Annotated in this window: 10 protein-coding genes; 8 read left to right on the plus strand and 2 right to left on the minus strand. The window is 39.6% G+C overall.

What is annotated here, in order from left to right; translation table 11 throughout:
* The first annotated feature begins 72 nt into the window (after window positions 1-72).
* The 4 genes from ACNR9Q_RS14870 (at window position 73) to ACNR9Q_RS14885 (ending at window position 6300) form a co-directional block, all read left to right on the plus strand.
* The gene (locus tag ACNR9Q_RS14870; RefSeq protein ID WP_419212017.1) at window positions 73-1158 is read left to right on the plus strand and encodes a sensor histidine kinase; all 1086 of its coding nucleotides are present in this window, start codon (window positions 73-75) and stop codon (window positions 1156-1158) included.
* The gene (locus ACNR9Q_RS14875) at window positions 1155-1859 is read left to right on the plus strand and encodes a LytR/AlgR family response regulator transcription factor (RefSeq protein WP_419212018.1); all 705 of its coding nucleotides are present in this window, start codon (window positions 1155-1157) and stop codon (window positions 1857-1859) included. Before ACNR9Q_RS14870 ends, ACNR9Q_RS14875 begins: the two co-directional genes overlap by 4 nt.
* A 53-nt stretch (window positions 1860-1912) precedes the next feature.
* Window positions 1913-2746 carry an AraC family transcriptional regulator gene (locus tag ACNR9Q_RS14880; protein ID WP_419212019.1) on the plus strand — a complete coding sequence of 278 codons (834 nt, stop codon included), beginning with the start codon at window positions 1913-1915 and terminating at the stop codon, window positions 2744-2746.
* Between the two features lie 227 nt (window positions 2747-2973).
* Window positions 2974-6300 carry a ThuA domain-containing protein gene (locus ACNR9Q_RS14885; protein WP_419212020.1) on the plus strand — a complete coding sequence of 1109 codons (3327 nt, stop codon included), beginning with the start codon at window positions 2974-2976 and terminating at the stop codon, window positions 6298-6300.
* Window positions 6301-6403: 103 nt separating this feature from the next.
* Here the strand turns inward: ACNR9Q_RS14885 and ACNR9Q_RS14890 are convergent, their stop codons facing one another.
* Window positions 6404-8671 carry an alpha-L-fucosidase gene (locus ACNR9Q_RS14890; protein ID WP_419212021.1) on the minus strand — a complete coding sequence of 756 codons (2268 nt, stop codon included), beginning with the start codon at window positions 8669-8671 and terminating at the stop codon, window positions 6404-6406.
* Window positions 8672-9028: 357 nt separating this feature from the next.
* Entirely contained in the window at window positions 9029-10045 is a 1017-nt protein-coding gene (locus ACNR9Q_RS14895; protein WP_419212022.1) for a zinc-binding alcohol dehydrogenase family protein, read from the minus strand.
* 304 nt (window positions 10046-10349) lie between these two features.
* Here ACNR9Q_RS14895 and ACNR9Q_RS14900 point away from each other — a divergent pair, with 304 nt between their 5' ends.
* From ACNR9Q_RS14900 to ACNR9Q_RS14915, 4 genes are read left to right on the plus strand one after another with little or no spacing between them, the layout of a single operon-like run.
* Window positions 10350-12812 (plus strand): glycosyl hydrolase family 95 catalytic domain-containing protein, encoded by a 2463-nt coding sequence (locus ACNR9Q_RS14900; RefSeq protein WP_419212023.1) that lies wholly within the window; start codon window positions 10350-10352, stop codon window positions 12810-12812.
* 2 nt (window positions 12813-12814) lie between these two features.
* Window positions 12815-14389, plus strand: coding sequence for a glycoside hydrolase 43 family protein (locus ACNR9Q_RS14905; RefSeq protein WP_419212024.1), 1575 nt, complete (start codon window positions 12815-12817; stop codon window positions 14387-14389).
* 12 nt (window positions 14390-14401) lie between these two features.
* Entirely contained in the window at window positions 14402-15535 is a 1134-nt protein-coding gene (locus tag ACNR9Q_RS14910) for an alpha/beta hydrolase-fold protein (protein ID WP_419212025.1), read from the plus strand.
* A gap of 20 nt (window positions 15536-15555) precedes the next feature.
* On the plus strand, window positions 15556-16722 hold the full coding sequence (locus ACNR9Q_RS14915; RefSeq protein ID WP_419212026.1) for an alpha/beta hydrolase-fold protein: 1167 nt from the start codon (window positions 15556-15558) through the stop codon (window positions 16720-16722).
* Window positions 16723-16750: the final 28 nt, after the last annotated feature.

Here is a 16750-nt window from a genome sequence, read left to right on the forward strand (position 1 = left end):
GCTATTATCGCATATTATTTAGACCAACAACCCGTTTGGAAAGCCGAATACAATATTTGAATAGAGAAATCTATGGCCCGTAAGAAAAGAATAAATGACATCATTGAAGCTAAGGGTTCAGAGCATTACGTTATCCACTATAAGTACCACATTATATTTTGGACCATCTATTTTTTGTTCAACACCTTACGCTGGGGAAGCCTTCACAATGATTATGTTTATTCGCTAAAAACCAATTTGATCGGTTTTCCCATTCATATGGCCTTATCTTATTTCAACTTATATTATTTAATGCCTTTACTTGTTTACAACAAACGATATTTAGAATATACATTAGCTATTATTGCTTCTTTATTCGTGATGCTCATTTTAAAGTTCAATTTGACCTATTACCTAATCAGCACCAATGTAATGCCCGAGGCCTCTGAGGTAGTCAACAGTATTTCCCTTAATTATGCAATTGTTACCATGTTCGGTGAACTTTATGTTGTTTCCTTTGCCACTGCCATAAAAATTACGGTCGATTGGTTAAGAGAGCATCAAAAACTACATGAGTTGGAAACACGGCAACTCACCTCAGAATTACGATTTCTTAGGTCACAAGTATCACCTCATTTTTTTTTTAATACACTAAACAACATCTATTCGCTTACCCTTGAAAAATCAGATAAAGCTTCAGAAAGTGTACTAAAGCTTTCGGAGTTAATGCGTTATTTACTGTATGCAGCAAGAAGAAATAAGCAAGATTTACAAAACGAAGTTCAACTGATACAAAACTACCTTGACCTCGAAAAATTACGCTTTGATGATTCTTTAACGATAAATATGAATATATCAGGTGATGTTCATGGAAAGAAGATTGCCCCAATGCTCCTTATCCCTTTTGTAGAAAACAGCTTTAAGCATGGTGCGAATAAAAATATCGGTGCTATGACCATTAAAATAGACTTAATAGTTGAAAACAATATACTGCTTTTTGAGATTTCTAATCCAATTCCTGAAAAAATGACCGATTACAATTTAGATGATGAAGAGGGTGGCATCGGGTTATATAATGTTAAAAAGCGTTTAGAATTAGGTTACAGCCCAGATGAGTATGAACTGAATATTTCCACTACCGATAATATCTTTAAGGTGTTTTTAAAATTGAGAGTATGATGAATTTAAAGACGGTTGTTATTGATGATGAGCCCTTGGCTGTCAATATTTTAAAAAAATATATTTCAGAAATAAAGGAATTAGATTTGACCGCGACCTTCACAAATGCAGTAGCTGCATCAACGTATGTACAAAAAAATCCTGTTGACATTCTATTTTTGGATATTAACATGCCCATCTTAAATGGTCTGGATTTTTTGGGAAACCTAAAGAACAAACCAATGGTCGTCATAACTACGGCACATGAAGAATACGCGCTCAACTGTTTTGAGCTTGAGGCAATCGATTATATGGTAAAACCAATTCCCTTTCCAAGATTTCTACGTACCGTAAATAGGATTATGGAGTTAAAATCGATTCCGTATGAAACTTCAACGGAAAAAGAAGAAGTTGATCATCTTTTCATTAAGGTTGACAAGAAAAAACACCAAAAGGTGTATTTAGCGGACATTACTATCATTGAAAGTCTCAAAGACTACATTCGTATCAAGACAAAGAAAGGAAATTTTATTGCCCACAGAACACTTAGTAGTTTCACAGAAGAGTTACCGTCAACTAAATTTATACGGATTCATCGATCCTTTACCGTCGCGGTGGACAAAATAGAATTCATCGAAGGAAATAGTCTTTCGGTCGAGGGTGTGAGATATACGATTGGAAGAAGTTATATAGAAGACGTCAAAAAGGTTTTATTGATGTAGTTTATTTAATATTAGTTATTTTTAAAATCATAATTTTATAACTAATTCACTACTTGAAGTTACATCTGCTACATAAAAACCTAAGTTCCAACGTTTTGTTTTCTTCCTTTAGTGGAAGTGAATTCTTGAAATTATGGCATTATCATCCTGAACTTGAGCTAGTATACATTGTATCGGGTAAAGGAACCCTCTATGTCGGTGATTTCATTGGAAGTTTTGAAAGCGATAATATTTTCTTAATCGGATCGAACATTCCACATATGTTTGATAGCTCCCCCACTTTCGAAGGTGATTCAACTTCAATAGTGGTTCATCTTAACTATGACTTCTTAAAAAAATTATATCAAATAGGTGAAGAATTCACTTATATTAATTCATTATTGACACTTAGCAACAGAGGGTTAAAATTTAACACCACCGAAAGTGAGAAATTTAAAAAGCTATTTTTTGAATTATCGGAAACTTCTCCTGATGAAAAGGTAATACAAACCATTAAAATACTCTACCGCTTATCTTTAATTGAAAATTTAGCAAAACTTGGTAGTATTGCTTGGCTAGAACAAGTGAAAATAACTGATGAACGTATGAACAGGGTTATTGAATATATAATGATGAATTTTAAAAGTGAAATTCATTTAGATGATGTTGCAGAAATGATTGCAATGAATAAAACGGCTTTCTGTCGTTACTTCAAGCAGAATACAAATAGGACTTTCGTTAACTTTTTAAACGAAGTGCGCATAAATTATGCTTGCAAACTGCTTAAGGAAAAAAATACAATTAATAGTGTTTCTATGGCGTGTTATAATTCTGGTTTTAACAGCCTATCCTACTTTAGTCGAATTTTTAAAAAAAATATTGGCTGCCCCCCAACTGATTTTAGATAGTTCATTACCAAATAATAAATGGTACGACTATAAGAATTTCACCGCCTTATCTTTTATGCTAATATACCAAGCAAAAAAAGTATTGATTATGGCCAATATTTTATAGGGTTTACAATGTTTTTAAAATTATTTTAGATCTTTTTCTAACTATGAAAATTAATCCTTTTTCTTTGAAAGAACAACCTATGTATACTCCTTCGATCCTTACTCTCTTTAAACGTTATTTCTTGATACTCCTTTGTGCAGTTCTCACTTTTAATTGCAGTAAAAAGAAAGATACCCTTCTTGTTTTTAGTAAGACCGCTGGGTTTAGGCATGGTTCGATTGAAGCAGGTGTCACGGCACTTAAAAAGTTAGGAAATGAAAATGGTTATCAGGTAATCGCAACAGAAGATGCTAATTATTTTGTGGAAGATTCCCTTAAAAATTATTCGACCGTTATATTCAACAATACCACCCGTGATGTTTTGAACGATGTTCAACAAGCTGACTTTGAACGCTATATTCAAGCGGGTGGCGGTTTTGTGGGCATTCACGCAGCGACGGACACCGAATACGATTGGCCTTGGTACAATAAATTAGTAGGCGCCGTTTTTAACGACCATCCTCGTGTACAAGAAGCTAAATTGAATATCACCGACCTTTCCCATGAGTCGACGAAAGGTTTGGATTCTGTTTGGATGAAGAGCGACGAATGGTACAATTTCAGAAATATCAATCCCGATATAAAGGTTCTAATTTCTATAGATGAAACAAGTTATGAGGGTGGCACCAATCCCGAAGGACATCCGATATCTTGGTTTCACGAATATGATGGAGGAAAGGCATTTTACACCGAAATGGGACATACCGATGAAACTTTTGAGAACCCAACGTTTTTAAACCATCTCTTGGGAGGAATCAAATATGCTATTGGAGATGGATCTTTAGATTATTCACTGGCGAGTACGGATCGAGTTCCTCCCGAAGACCGATTCGTTAAAAAAGTGTTGGATTTCAATTTGAACGAACCTATGGAATTGGATGAATTACCGGGTAAGGGAATTTTGTTCATCGAACGACGAGGTGCACTTAAACTTTATGATTTTGATACTGAAAAGACCGAAACTCTCGCCCAATTAGATTTATTCTATGGCAATGAGGATGGACTTTTAGGACTGGCGGTGGATCCAGATTACAATACCAATAATTGGATATACCTACTGTATTCAGCAGCAGGCGAAGAATCTAAACAACTTATATCCCGTTTTACTTTAGCCGATGGTAAATTCGACAAATATTCCGAAAAAATAATATTGGAAGTGCCGACGGATCGCCAATGCTGCCATAGTGGCGGTGCCCTTGAATTTGGTCCGGACAGAAATTTGTACATCGCTTTGGGCGATAATACCAATCCCTTCGAATCCTCGGGTTTTTCCCCTATGGATGAAGGCGAAGGCAGAGCTTCTTGGGACGCGCAGCGCAGTGCGGCCAACACGAATAATCTAAGAGGTAAAATTTCAAGGATAAAAGTGGAGGACGATGGTACCTACTCTATCCCCGACGGAAACCTTTTTCCAGTAGGCACTCCTAATACAAGACCTGAAATATATGTTATGGGCACCCGAAATCCGTTTAGACCTTCAATTGATAGCAAAACAGGTTATTTGTATTGGGGAGATATAGGTCCTGATGCCGGTAAAGCCGACCCCAATAGAGGCCCTAGCGGAATGGGAGAGTATGATCAAGCCAGAAAAGCAGGTAATTGGGGCTGGCCCTACACAAGAGGCTATAATGAGGTCTATAATGATTTCGATTTTGTTACGAATACATCTGGACCAAAATTTGACCCATCCAACCTAATTAACGATTCCCCGAATAATACGGGAATGAAAAAATTACCGGAAGCTCAAAAATCCATGATACCAATGACCTATTACCGATCAGAAGAATTTCCTTGGATGGGGGAAGGCGGTATAAACCCAATGGCCGGACCTGTGTATCATGCCTCCGACAGGCCTAACACAGAAAATCCGTGGCCAAGTTATTTTGAGAACAAATTGTTTTTATATGAATGGATGCGTGATTGGATCTATGTAATCACTTTAGACGAAAATCAAGATTATGTCAAGGCAGATGCCTTTATGCCGAATACTGAATTTTCGCATCCCATGGATATGATATTTGCCTCCAACGGAAATATGTATCTCTTGGAGTACGGCCAAAAATGGAATTCACAAAATTTGGATGCCCGTTTAAGCCAAGTGTCCTATGTGAAAGGAAATCGCGAGCCTATTGCAAAAATTGAGAACGACAAGACCGTAGGCGCCGCCCCACTCACCGTACAATTTTCTGCCGAAAAATCGATTGATTTTGACCATGATGAATTAACCTATAATTGGTTCTTTACCGGTGACGAGAGTCAGTCTCAAGAAATGAGTCCGTCATTTACATTCAATGAAGACGGCATCTATAACGTAAAATTAAAGGTTACCGACTCTAACGGTAATGCATCTATTACAGATACTAAAATCATGGTAGGGAACGATGCCCCTACCCTCAGCATACAGATACCAGAAAACGATTCGATATATTGGTATGGTAAACAAATAGACTATAAAATTATCGTTACCGATAAACAGGATGGTAGCAGTGTAGATAATTCAATTGCAGCTGATGACGTCAAAGTCACTTTCGATTACATCCCCGAAGGAAAAGATTTTGTCAAAGCTACCCTAGGGCATCAACGAAATCTAGAACCAGAAGGCAAAAAACTAATCGAATCCTCTGATTGCAAGGCCTGCCACGCAGTTGCCGAAAAAGTGAACGGACCCAGTTATACCTATATCGCCAAACGATACGCCACTGAGGATACCGGTTATTTGGTTTCCAAAATCATCAAAGGGGGCAGTGGTACTTGGGGAGAAAGAGCCATGTCGGCTCATCCTCAATTAAGCGTTGACGTTGTGACCCAAATGGTTGAGTACATCCTCACATTAAAACCTCAAAAAAACGATACAAAAAAATCACTCCCTTTAGAGGGAACCCTAACATTTGATGAACATAAGAGCTCTGGCGGTGAAGGTAAATATGTGCTTATGGCCTCCTATCGTGACAAAGGAAATGCCAACCAACCCAATTCTCAACTCACCGTAAGCCAACAGGTAGTTTTTAAAAGTCAGAAAATAGAAGCTGAAAATGCTTCGGAAATCAAGGAAGGGACCGGAATTTGGAGTACCAGCTCATCCAAAGTGGTGGGTGTGCTTCAAAATGGTTCTTATCTAAAATTCAATGACATTGCACTTGACCATTTAAAATCCTTGAAAATCGCCATGTTCTATAATCAAGACCAGGAATTTAAGGGAACGTTGGAAATACATGAGGATTCCATCGACGGATCTATTCTAGGAAAGAAAGCGTTAGCCCATAACGGAAAAGAAGAGACCGTATATTATACTATTCCGATTTCAACCAACAAGGAAAAAACGGACCTCTTTTTAGTATTCAAAAACCCAGCAAACAAATTGCAGAATATTGGGCACGCAGATTGGCTTTCATTCGAATACCAACATTAGAAATAAATAGGGAAGATTTATAAACTCTTGAGAGTGTTTTAAATCTTCCCTTTAATGGCATTTCTATTTTAATTACAACTCTATTGAGGTGTGGAATTAAGTCTTACTCCGAATAAATATCTAATTCTGCTATTGCAGCAGTAGTTCCAGATCCCGCAATTTCTGTAGCTTCGAATTTTATGTATCGAGTAGCTAAAACTTCGTTAAAGGTATGAATACGTAGGGTGGGGTCATTAATCAGGTTTCCAAAGGTAAAGTCCTCAATTTTGACCCAATTCGATCCATCAGTACTTGCATAGACACCCCCGTGTTGAATCATTCCATTCTTCATAGATGTTGGGGGAGTGTATCCAAAACCTGATATATTCAAGACACTTCCTAAATCAATAGATACAAAATGTTTTCCGGTTTTTTTTGCTTCGGATTGCCAATATGTAGCATCGTCCTCATCCTTCAACAAATCGGACCCGTGTTCTTTTTGAGCACTGTCTACACCAACTACCTTCCAATTATTCTTCATTATGCCAAATTGCTTGGAAGCTACACTTCCCATTTCACCGTTCATTTCCGAAATACTTTTTACTTCTCCAGCACTAAATTCAAAAGGTTCTTCATATACATTAGATTTTTTTGTAGGTTCTGAACCGTCGGTGGTATAATATATTTGCATTCCCTTGGTGAGATTAGCACTCGCATTTTCACCATTAGGATTCCATCCAAAATCCGACATTTTTGGAACGATGGATACTTTTCCTTCTATGTTCCGTTCTAATTGTAGCACAGGAGGTCTACTTTCATAATAATGGGCCGAAATATGTTGAAGTACCGGCACATACCGGTACTCTAAAAGGCGAAGCCGCAATTTATTCGTTACCACTTCTGGAAATCTGAGTATTCTTTTATAGCCGATATTGGTAGAAGTAGCCACTTCTTTCCATTTGCCATCAATCCAAGCATCCAAAGCATGTTCTGACACCCTTTCTCCATGCCTTCTTACATCTTCTTGAACAAGGAATCTATTTATCTTTGTTTCGGTAGGAAGAGAAACCTCTACGACCGGTTGCTGCCCCTGTAAAACCAAATACGTATCATCGTCAGTATCCAATAGCTCCTTGGGAGCAGCTGCATCAGTAAGCAAATCAATTCCATAGGTTTCCTTGATTCTCTTACCCGTTTCTTTTAAAACCTGTACGTCTTGATATGAAAATTTCCCTTCTCTATTGGGTGGTATGTTCAAAAGAAAAATAGAATTTCCGCCAACGGCCCTTTCGTAAATATCGAATACATCGTCAGTACTCCTTACCTTTTGTTCATCATCGTTCCTGTAAAACCATCCTTCTCGAATAGAGGTATTTGTTTCTGCCGGTTGATAATGTAAATATTTAGCTTCTATAAGTTTATCTAAACTACCAACATCCTCTGCCGTAATATCTGCAAATGAGTTCATAGTTCTTGGGTCTTCTTGATACGGCATAACGTTCCATTCCGTATCTCGAGTTGCACCAGCCTCATTTCCGCACCAGCGTATTCCTTCTTTACCGAAGACTACGGCATTGGGAGCTAATTCCTTTATCAATTGTTTCCAATCGGTATACTTATATTGCTGCCCTCCTTTACGTTTAGGATGGGCGCCATCGAACCACACTTCATCTATAGGGCCATATTCTGTTAGAAGTTCGAACAACTGATTCAAAAAGTACTCGTTATAATCATCGACCTCAAACTCAAACGTGGTTTTATTTTCAAAAGGTCTACCTTCTACTGGTCTAGGAATAGTTCGTGTTGTGTATTCGCTCAAATTGCCATAAAGTCCATCCTTATTTTCTATCTGATACAAATCTGCAGGAGAAAGATAAACCCCTAATTTGAGTCCGTATTTTTTACATGAACTTGATAGTTCCTTTAAAATATCCCCTTCTCCATTCTTATACGGGGAAGACATTATACCATGATCCGTATACCTGCTTTGCCAAAGCACAAACCCATCATGATGCTTTGCTGTGATAATCACTTTGTGCATACCAGCATCTTTCATGGCCTTGCACCATTGATCGGTATCTAAACTTTGAAGATTGAAAACAGCTGGGTCTTCCATTCCGTTTCCCCACTCCATCCTAGTAAAAGTATTTGGCCCAAAATGGACAAAAGCGATAAATTCATCTTTAAGTGCATTGTATTGGTTTTCGGTGGGAACTACATGAGCGGCCTTTAACTTAACCGAATCTTTAGTATCGTCTGCATCTAAGGCAATGGTGCTCGCCGTAGCCATACCCAACGCTGGTTCGGTCTTTGTAGTACAAGAAATTAATACTACAGCTATAATAAGGCTAAATAAATAGTTATTGAAAGATTTAATAAGTCTTGTTTTCATATTTTAAGTAAAAAGAAATCGCTTTAAAAAGCAGATAGAACACTGGTTGTTTCAAAACTAAAATATTCTACGGATTAACGCCTACGCAAATTTCACCAATAGTTGTACTTTTTTTGCTATTAACCGAAAAAAAGTGAAATCTATTTTAGGTCAAATGAACTCGGAAATATTTTAAGTAGAAATGGACCTTTAAAAACTAGCAGATCAAGATTTTGTCAGTTTTACACTTTTTTTTTGATGCAATTTTAGGATTCGGAATATAATGATTCGGAAGGTTTGTATTGCTCTTAGCTTATATACTGGCCAATGAAACTCATTTTACCAAGACATAGATAATTTGTAAAAGCTTTTCTAAAATTAATCTAAATCGAAATGAACCATCGCCTTCACTACTCCGGTTTCAGGAAGTAACCATGCATCGAAATTTTCAATCATTTCCGAAAAATGAACCTCGTGCGTAATAAATGTGCTGGTCGGAAACTCTTTGATATGATCCATCACGAACTTGAAATCCTCCAGCGTAGCATTTCGACTGCACATCAGGGTAGTTTCTTTGGCATGGATTTTTGGATGGCTATAGGTAAGTTCTCCTTTCGATAGCCCAACAAGTACAAATCTACCCCCATGGGACATATAATCAATACCGGACTCTAAAGCTTTACGACTACCTGTCGCGTCAAAAACCGTAGTGGCCATATCTCCATTGGTAATTTCCGATATTTTTTCCTTTGGTCGATCCATCACGTTTAAAACGTAGGCTACACCGATTTCCTTCTTAACATAATTCAAACGGTCCTCATTTACATCCATAGCGATGACCATTGCTCCTGCTATTTGGGCAAGTTTCATCAAGCCGATTCCTATCGGACCACAACCCATTACCACAATGGTTTCATCTTTCTGAATATTTGCCCTACGGATGGCATGAGCACCAATGGCCAAGGGTTCGATAATTGCCATTTCATTCAAGGAAAGGTTGCCTCCAGGGATTAATAAATCCGTTCTTAGACTAATGATTTCTTGCATCCCTCCATCAATATGTACCCCCAGAACGTTGATATTGGCGCAACAGTTCGGCTTTCCATTTCTACAAGCGATACAGGTGCCACAACTTACATAGGGCATGATGATGACCTTGTCACCTTTTTTTAGCCCTTGCCGATTTTCATCAATTTCCAAAATCTCCGCGGCAAGCTCATGTCCCAAAATTCGAGGATAGTTGAAAAATGCTTGGTTACCACCATAGGCATGCAAATCGGTACCACAAATACCTACACGAAGAATCCTTAACAATGCTTCCCCTTTCGCTCTCAATGGTACCGTTTTTTCTCCTAATTTAAAGTTGTGAGGTTCCTCACAGATGATGTATTTCATCAATTATTATTTTTAAATACTATTTTATTTTTTGGATTCCCTAAAACCTTGACCACCATTGTGATGCCCCTTTAAATCCATATCAAACTTAGAGATTCTAATCTTGATAAAGTTTTATGTTTTATTACATAAAATCAGTAAAGATTTAAAAATTCCCATCTCTAACTGCGAATTTATCCCTTATAACGATGATTTACTTTATAATTGTTTAAAAAATTATATAAAAAGTACCTCTCATATTTTCAATATGTGTATATTCAACACTTAAATTCAAACCAGCTTCACCCTTTTCAAAGTTCAACATATGCAACGGTTATTTTATCTTATTATTTTCTTTATTCCCATTCTTAGTATAGGACAAAAAACCTCCGACGTAAAACTATGGTACAACGAGCCTTCTGGTGAGACTTGGGAAAATGCTTTACCCATAGGTAACGGTCGCATTGGCGCCATGGTATACGGCAACGTCGCCACCGAAATTTTTCAATTGAACGAGCATACCGTTTGGAGTGGCAGTCCCAATCGCAACGACAATGCGAATGCTTTAGAAGCACTACCCAAAGTGCGACAATTAATTTTTGACGGGGAATACAAGGCTGCCGAGCAATTGGCAGACGAAAAAATAATTTCCAAAAAGTCGCAAGGGCAAATGTTTCAACCTGTAGGGAATTTAGAACTTACCTTTCCCGGTCATGAAAATTATGAAGACTATTATAGAGATTTGGATATTAGTACTGCAACAAGCAAAACTTCCTATAAAGTTGCTGGCGTAACTTATACTAGGGAAGCCTTTGTTTCCTTGACCGATCGGGTTTTGGTCATTAAACTTTCGGCCGATCAGCCAGGTAAAATTTCATTTACGGCCAATTTTACCTCACCCCATCTTGAACCAAAAATAGAAGCTGAAGGAAACAATCAACTTTCACTTTGGGGCAGAACCAGTGACCATGAAGGTGTGGATGGCAAAGTAGAATTCAATGCGTTGATGCGATCGAAAACGGATAACGGAAAAATTTCCGCATCGGATTCCTCACTAAAAGTTGAGAATGCCAACTCCGCTATTTTAATGGTTTCCATTGCCACTAATTTTAATACCTATAATGATATAAGCGGCGATGAAATGCAGCGGTCGAAGACCTATCTGGATGCTGCTTTTGATAAAGGTTATGAACACTTAAAGTGGAATCATATTAAAAAATACGAATCCCTGTTCAATCGGGTCGTTTTGGATTTTGGTAAGACCGATGCTTCAACGCTGCCAACAGATGAACGTTTGGCCAATTTTAGACATACCAAGGACCCATCTTTTGTGGCCCTTTATTTTCAATATGGGAGGTACCTTTTGATTTCCTCTTCCCAGCCCGGTGGGCAACCGGCCAATCTTCAGGGAATTTGGAACCGAAGTATGAAACCTGCATGGGACAGCAAGTATACCATCAATATCAATGCGGAGATGAATTATTGGCCCGCAGAGCGCACCAATCTTTCGGAACTCCATGAACCTTTTCTGAAGATGGTGCAAGAACTTTCAGAAACGGGGAAAGAAACGGCGAAAGTCATGTATGGAGCCAAAGGATGGATGGCCCACCACAATACCGATATATGGCGAACAACAGGAGCCATCGATGGTGCCTTTTGGGGTATCTGGAACGGCGGTGGCGCATGGACCAGCCAGCACCTTTGGGAGCATTATTTATATACAGGTGACACTTCATTTTTACGCTCCATCTATCCCGCTTTAAAGGGAGCGGCGGAGTTTTATTCCGATTTTTTGGTACAACACCCTAATTATCCCTATATGGTCGTAGCTCCTGGGAACTCTCCGGAGAACGCCCCGGAAGCGCATCAAGGTTCCTCTATCACGGCAGGCTCCACTATGGACAATCAGTTGGTTTTTGATGTGTTCAATACTGCGATTAAAGCTTCCGAAATTTTAGAAAAGGATGTTGCCTTTGCAGATTCTCTAAAGTTGTTACGAAAAAAATTACCTCCCATGCAAGTGGGCAAACATAACCAATTACAGGAATGGTTAGACGACGTGGATTCGCCCGAAGATCATCACCGGCATATTTCCCATTTGTACGGACTTTTTCCTTCCAACCAGATTTCACCTTATCGCACGCCAAAATTATTCGCGGCCTCCAGAAATACCTTATTGCAACGTGGTGATGTATCTACGGGATGGAGCATGGGCTGGAAAGTGAATTGGTGGGCAAAAATGCAGGACGGCAATCACGCCTATAAATTGATTACCGACCAATTGACCCCGGTCGGAATCAACCAAGGAGGTGGTGGTACCTATAACAATCTTTTCGATGCCCATCCTCCGTTTCAAATCGATGGTAATTTTGGCTGTACTTCCGGTATTTCAGAAATGCTCCTACAAAGTTCGGATGGAGCCGTCCATTTGCTTCCGGCTGTACCCGATGCCCTTGCCGACGGTTACGTGGGCGGATTAAAAGCCCGGGGAGATTTTGAACTGGTCAGCTTGGAATGGAAAGACAAACAATTGGTGGTCGCAACCATCAAATCGAATTTAGGAGGAAACCTTCGACTTCGAGTACCAAATGCCATAGAATTGATTGGAACGGGAACTTTGAAAAAAGCCAAAGGCGAAAACCCGAATCCACTTTTTTATGTACCAGAAACGGCTACACCCATTATTTCAAAGGATGCCACCTTGGAAAATCTAGAACTGAAAAACACGTTGCTGTACGATTTGGAAACTGAAAAGGGAAGGACCTACACCTTTATAATGAAGAAGTAATCATGAATCGATTTTACTCCCATACTATTTTGCTCGTTTTACTGATGCTTAAATGTTCGATTTATGCTCAAGAGCAAAAAGCACAAAATCCCATCTTATTCGCGGATGTTCCGGACATGTCCATAATCAGGGTAGACGACACCTATTACATGAGCAGTACCACCATGCATTTGAGTCCGGGAGTACCTATCATGAAATCGAAAGATTTGGTCAATTGGGAATTGGTAAATTATGCCTACGACCGACTTGGAGAAGTGGATGCCTTAAATCTGAAAAATGGAGAAAGCGCTTATGGAAGGGGTTCTTGGGCGAGCTGCCTTCGTTACCATAATGAGCGTTTCTACGTGTTCACCTTTGCGGCGACCACCGGAAAAACTTATGTATATTCTACTGACGATATTGAAAACGGTACATGGAAAGTAAAATCCTTTGAGCCCTCCTACCATGATATCACAATTCATTTTGATGATGATGGTAAGGTGTACATGATTTGGGGCGCTGGAAAATTGATGATCGCTGAACTTGAAAACGATTTATCCGGAGTCAAAAAAGGAACGGAACGAGTATTGATCGAGAATGCCAGCGCACCGGCAGGAGATAATATCATGTTGGGTGCAGAAGGTTCGCAACTCTTTAAAATTGATGGTAAATACTATCTCTTTAACATTACATGGCCAAGAGGTGGTATGCGTACAGTGCTGGTGCATCGGGCGGACAATATCAATGGCCCATGGGAAGGACGACTTGCCCTGCAAGACAAGGGGGTTGCCCAAGGCGGCTTGATAGATACCCCAGATGGTAAATGGTTTTCCTATTTATTCCGGGATTATGGATCTGTGGGGCGTATTCCCTATTTGGTCCCGGTAAAATGGGAAAATGGTTGGCCAATACTCGGCGAAGATGGAAAAGTTCCTGAAACCTTGGATCTACCTCCAAGCGAAGGATTGATTCCAACTATTGTAGCCTCGGACGAGTTCAAACGTTCAAACAAAGACCCTAAACTTCCCTTGGTCTGGCAATGGAACCATAATCCAGTAGATAGTCTATGGTCCTTAAACGATAGAAAAGGGTATTTACGATTAACGACGGGACGTGTTGATTCGACCTTCGTACAGGCCAGGAATACATTGACCCAACGTACTATCGGGCCCGTCTGTACAGGAGAAACGGCATTGGACATTTCACAAATGAAGGAAGGCGATTTTGCGGGTTTGTCCCTTTTGCAACGAAATTATGGACTGGTAGGTGTGAAATTTGAAAATGGAAAAAAACGGATCGTCATGGTCACTACTGAAAATGATAAAACTAAAGAACAAGAATCCGTTCCTCTTACACAGAAAGAAATCTATTTAAAAGCTACTTGTGATTTTACCCATAAAAAGGATATAGCACAATTTTATTACAGCTTGGACGGTAAAAATTGGAGAAGTATAGGGACTCCCTTGAAAATGTCCTATACCCTACCCCATTTCATGGGTTACCGTTTCGGACTCTTCAATTATGCCACTGCTCAAACAGGTGGTTTTGTGGATTTCGATTATTTCCGAATAAAAAATGAATTAGCAGAAATAAATTAACAATCATTAATAATGAAAACACTTATGAAACAACAAATAAAGCTACTAGTACTCGCAGTTGCTTTTGCCGGCAATATTCCGTTAGGGTTTAGCCAGCAATCCACAAAAATAATTGAAGATTTCAAACCCTCTTCCGTTAATCAACCAGGAAAGGAATATCCACAGGTAAACTCCCAAGGCTATGCCCGTTTTAAAATCGATGCTCCAGCTGCAGATAGCGTTCGTGTAAGTCTAGGACTAGGTGGACGTGGTGGTACCAAACTAGCGAAAACCGAAGACGGGTCTTGGATGGGAACCACCGAAGGACCCATGGATGAAGGATTCCATTATTATCATGTTAACGTTGATGGTGGAACTTTCAATGACCCGGGCGCCTTAAATTTTTACGGCTCCACTAGATGGGAAAGTGGAATTGAAATTCCTGCCCATGACCAAGAGTTCTATGCGTTAAAAGACGTACCACATGGTAAGGTAGAACAGATTCTTTTTCCATCAAAAAGTACAAATACTTCGCGTCGTGCATTCGTCTATACCCCTCCTGGATATGCTCAGAATTCAAACAAAAAATATCCGGTTTTGTACTTACAACATGGTTGGGGTGAGGATGAGACCGCATGGAGCAATCAAGGTCATGCCAATTTGATAATGGACAATCTTATAGCGGAAGGCAAAATTGAACCCTTTATCATTGTAATGACCTACGGAATGACGAATGAAATCAAGTTTGGGGGACTACGGAATTTCGACATCACCCCTTTCCAAACCGTAATGGTGGAGGAATTGATTCCTTATGTGGATAAAAATTTCCGTACTGTAGCCGAGTCATCCCATAGGGCGATGGCAGGACTTTCCATGGGCGGAATGGAAACGAAGATGATTACCCTGAACAAACCAGATGTATTCTCCTATTATGGTTTATTAAGTGGTGGCATATACGCTCCTGAGGATATTAAAAAGGAAGATGTAAAACTTATATTTCTAAGTTGTGGGAGCAAGGAACATCCAGAAAGAGTTAAAGAAGCTGCAGAAAAATTAGAAGAGGCCGGTCATCCAGTTGTCTCCTACATTTCGGAAGGTACGGCCCACGAATTTCAAACATGGCGTCGCAGTCTGCACCAAATGGCTCCTTTGTTGTTTACCAAGTAAAATTCTAAATTCCGATAGCTATGAAAAATAGAATTTTCACCCTAGCACTGCTTACTTTTTTAGCACATGGATACAATTTTGCACAGTCCGAAAGTGGTGATGGCTATCAACCCTCTGGGACTAATCAATCTGGAAAGCAGTTCCCCCAAGTAAATGCTGAAGGAAAAGTAAGAGCCCAGATTTTGGCCCCCAATGCTACCGATGTTCGTTTGGATATTGGAGGGGTCAAATATAAAATGGTAAAGGATAAAGATGGCTTATGGACGGGGGAATCCGCACCACAGGATGAAGGCTTTCATTATTATCAATTGAATGTGGATGGGGCATCGGTTCCAGATCCGGGTACAAAATATTACTACGGTGCCGGCAGATGGGGAAGCGGCATCGAAATACCTGCAAACGATAGTGAAATTTATTCGCTCAAAAATGTGCCTCATGGCCTAGTTTCAGAGAAAATCTATTTCTCTGAAATCACTAAGGATTGGAGGCGTTGTTTTGTGTACACTCCTCCAGGTTATCTTACCGAAACTGACAAAAGTTATCCAGTACTCTACTTGCAACACGGTAGTTTTGAGGATGAAACAGGATGGGCCTCACAAGGGCATGCCAATTTGATTTTGGATAATCTTATAGCCGATAATAAAGCGGAACCGATGATTATCGTAATGGATAACGGCTACGCGTACAGACCAGAAGAATTGGAGAAAAGTAAGTCCGGTGGTAGACCAGCTTCTGCTTTTGAGGACGTCATGATGACCGAAATTATCCCAATGATCGATGCTGAATTCCGGACCAAAACGGACCGGACGCAAAGAGCCATCGCAGGGCTATCTATGGGCGCCAATCAGACCATGCGCATTTGCATGAACAACTTGGATGCCTTTGCTTCCTATGGCGGTTTCAGTGGAACTTCCAATTACCCTAATAGCGATGAAATTGATACCGCCAGTTTCTTGGATGGGGTTTTTGAAGATGGTGTATCGCTTGGTAAAAAAATGGACGTTTTCTTTCTAAGTATGGGCAGCAAAGAACCTGACCCTTTTCCCTGGTCTATAGGCGCCTTCAAGAATATGCTAAACAAGCAAGGTATCGAATATGAATTTTACGAATCCCCAAATACGGCACATGAATGGTTGACCTGGCGAAGAAGCCTTTATCAATATGCTCAGTTATTATTCAAAAAATGAAGTGAGCCATATAAACTCTAAGACACTA

Origin of the sequence: Maribacter sp. X9 (assembly GCF_048537565.1) — a bacterium.
Classification (GTDB): Bacteria; Bacteroidota; Bacteroidia; order Flavobacteriales; family Flavobacteriaceae; genus Maribacter.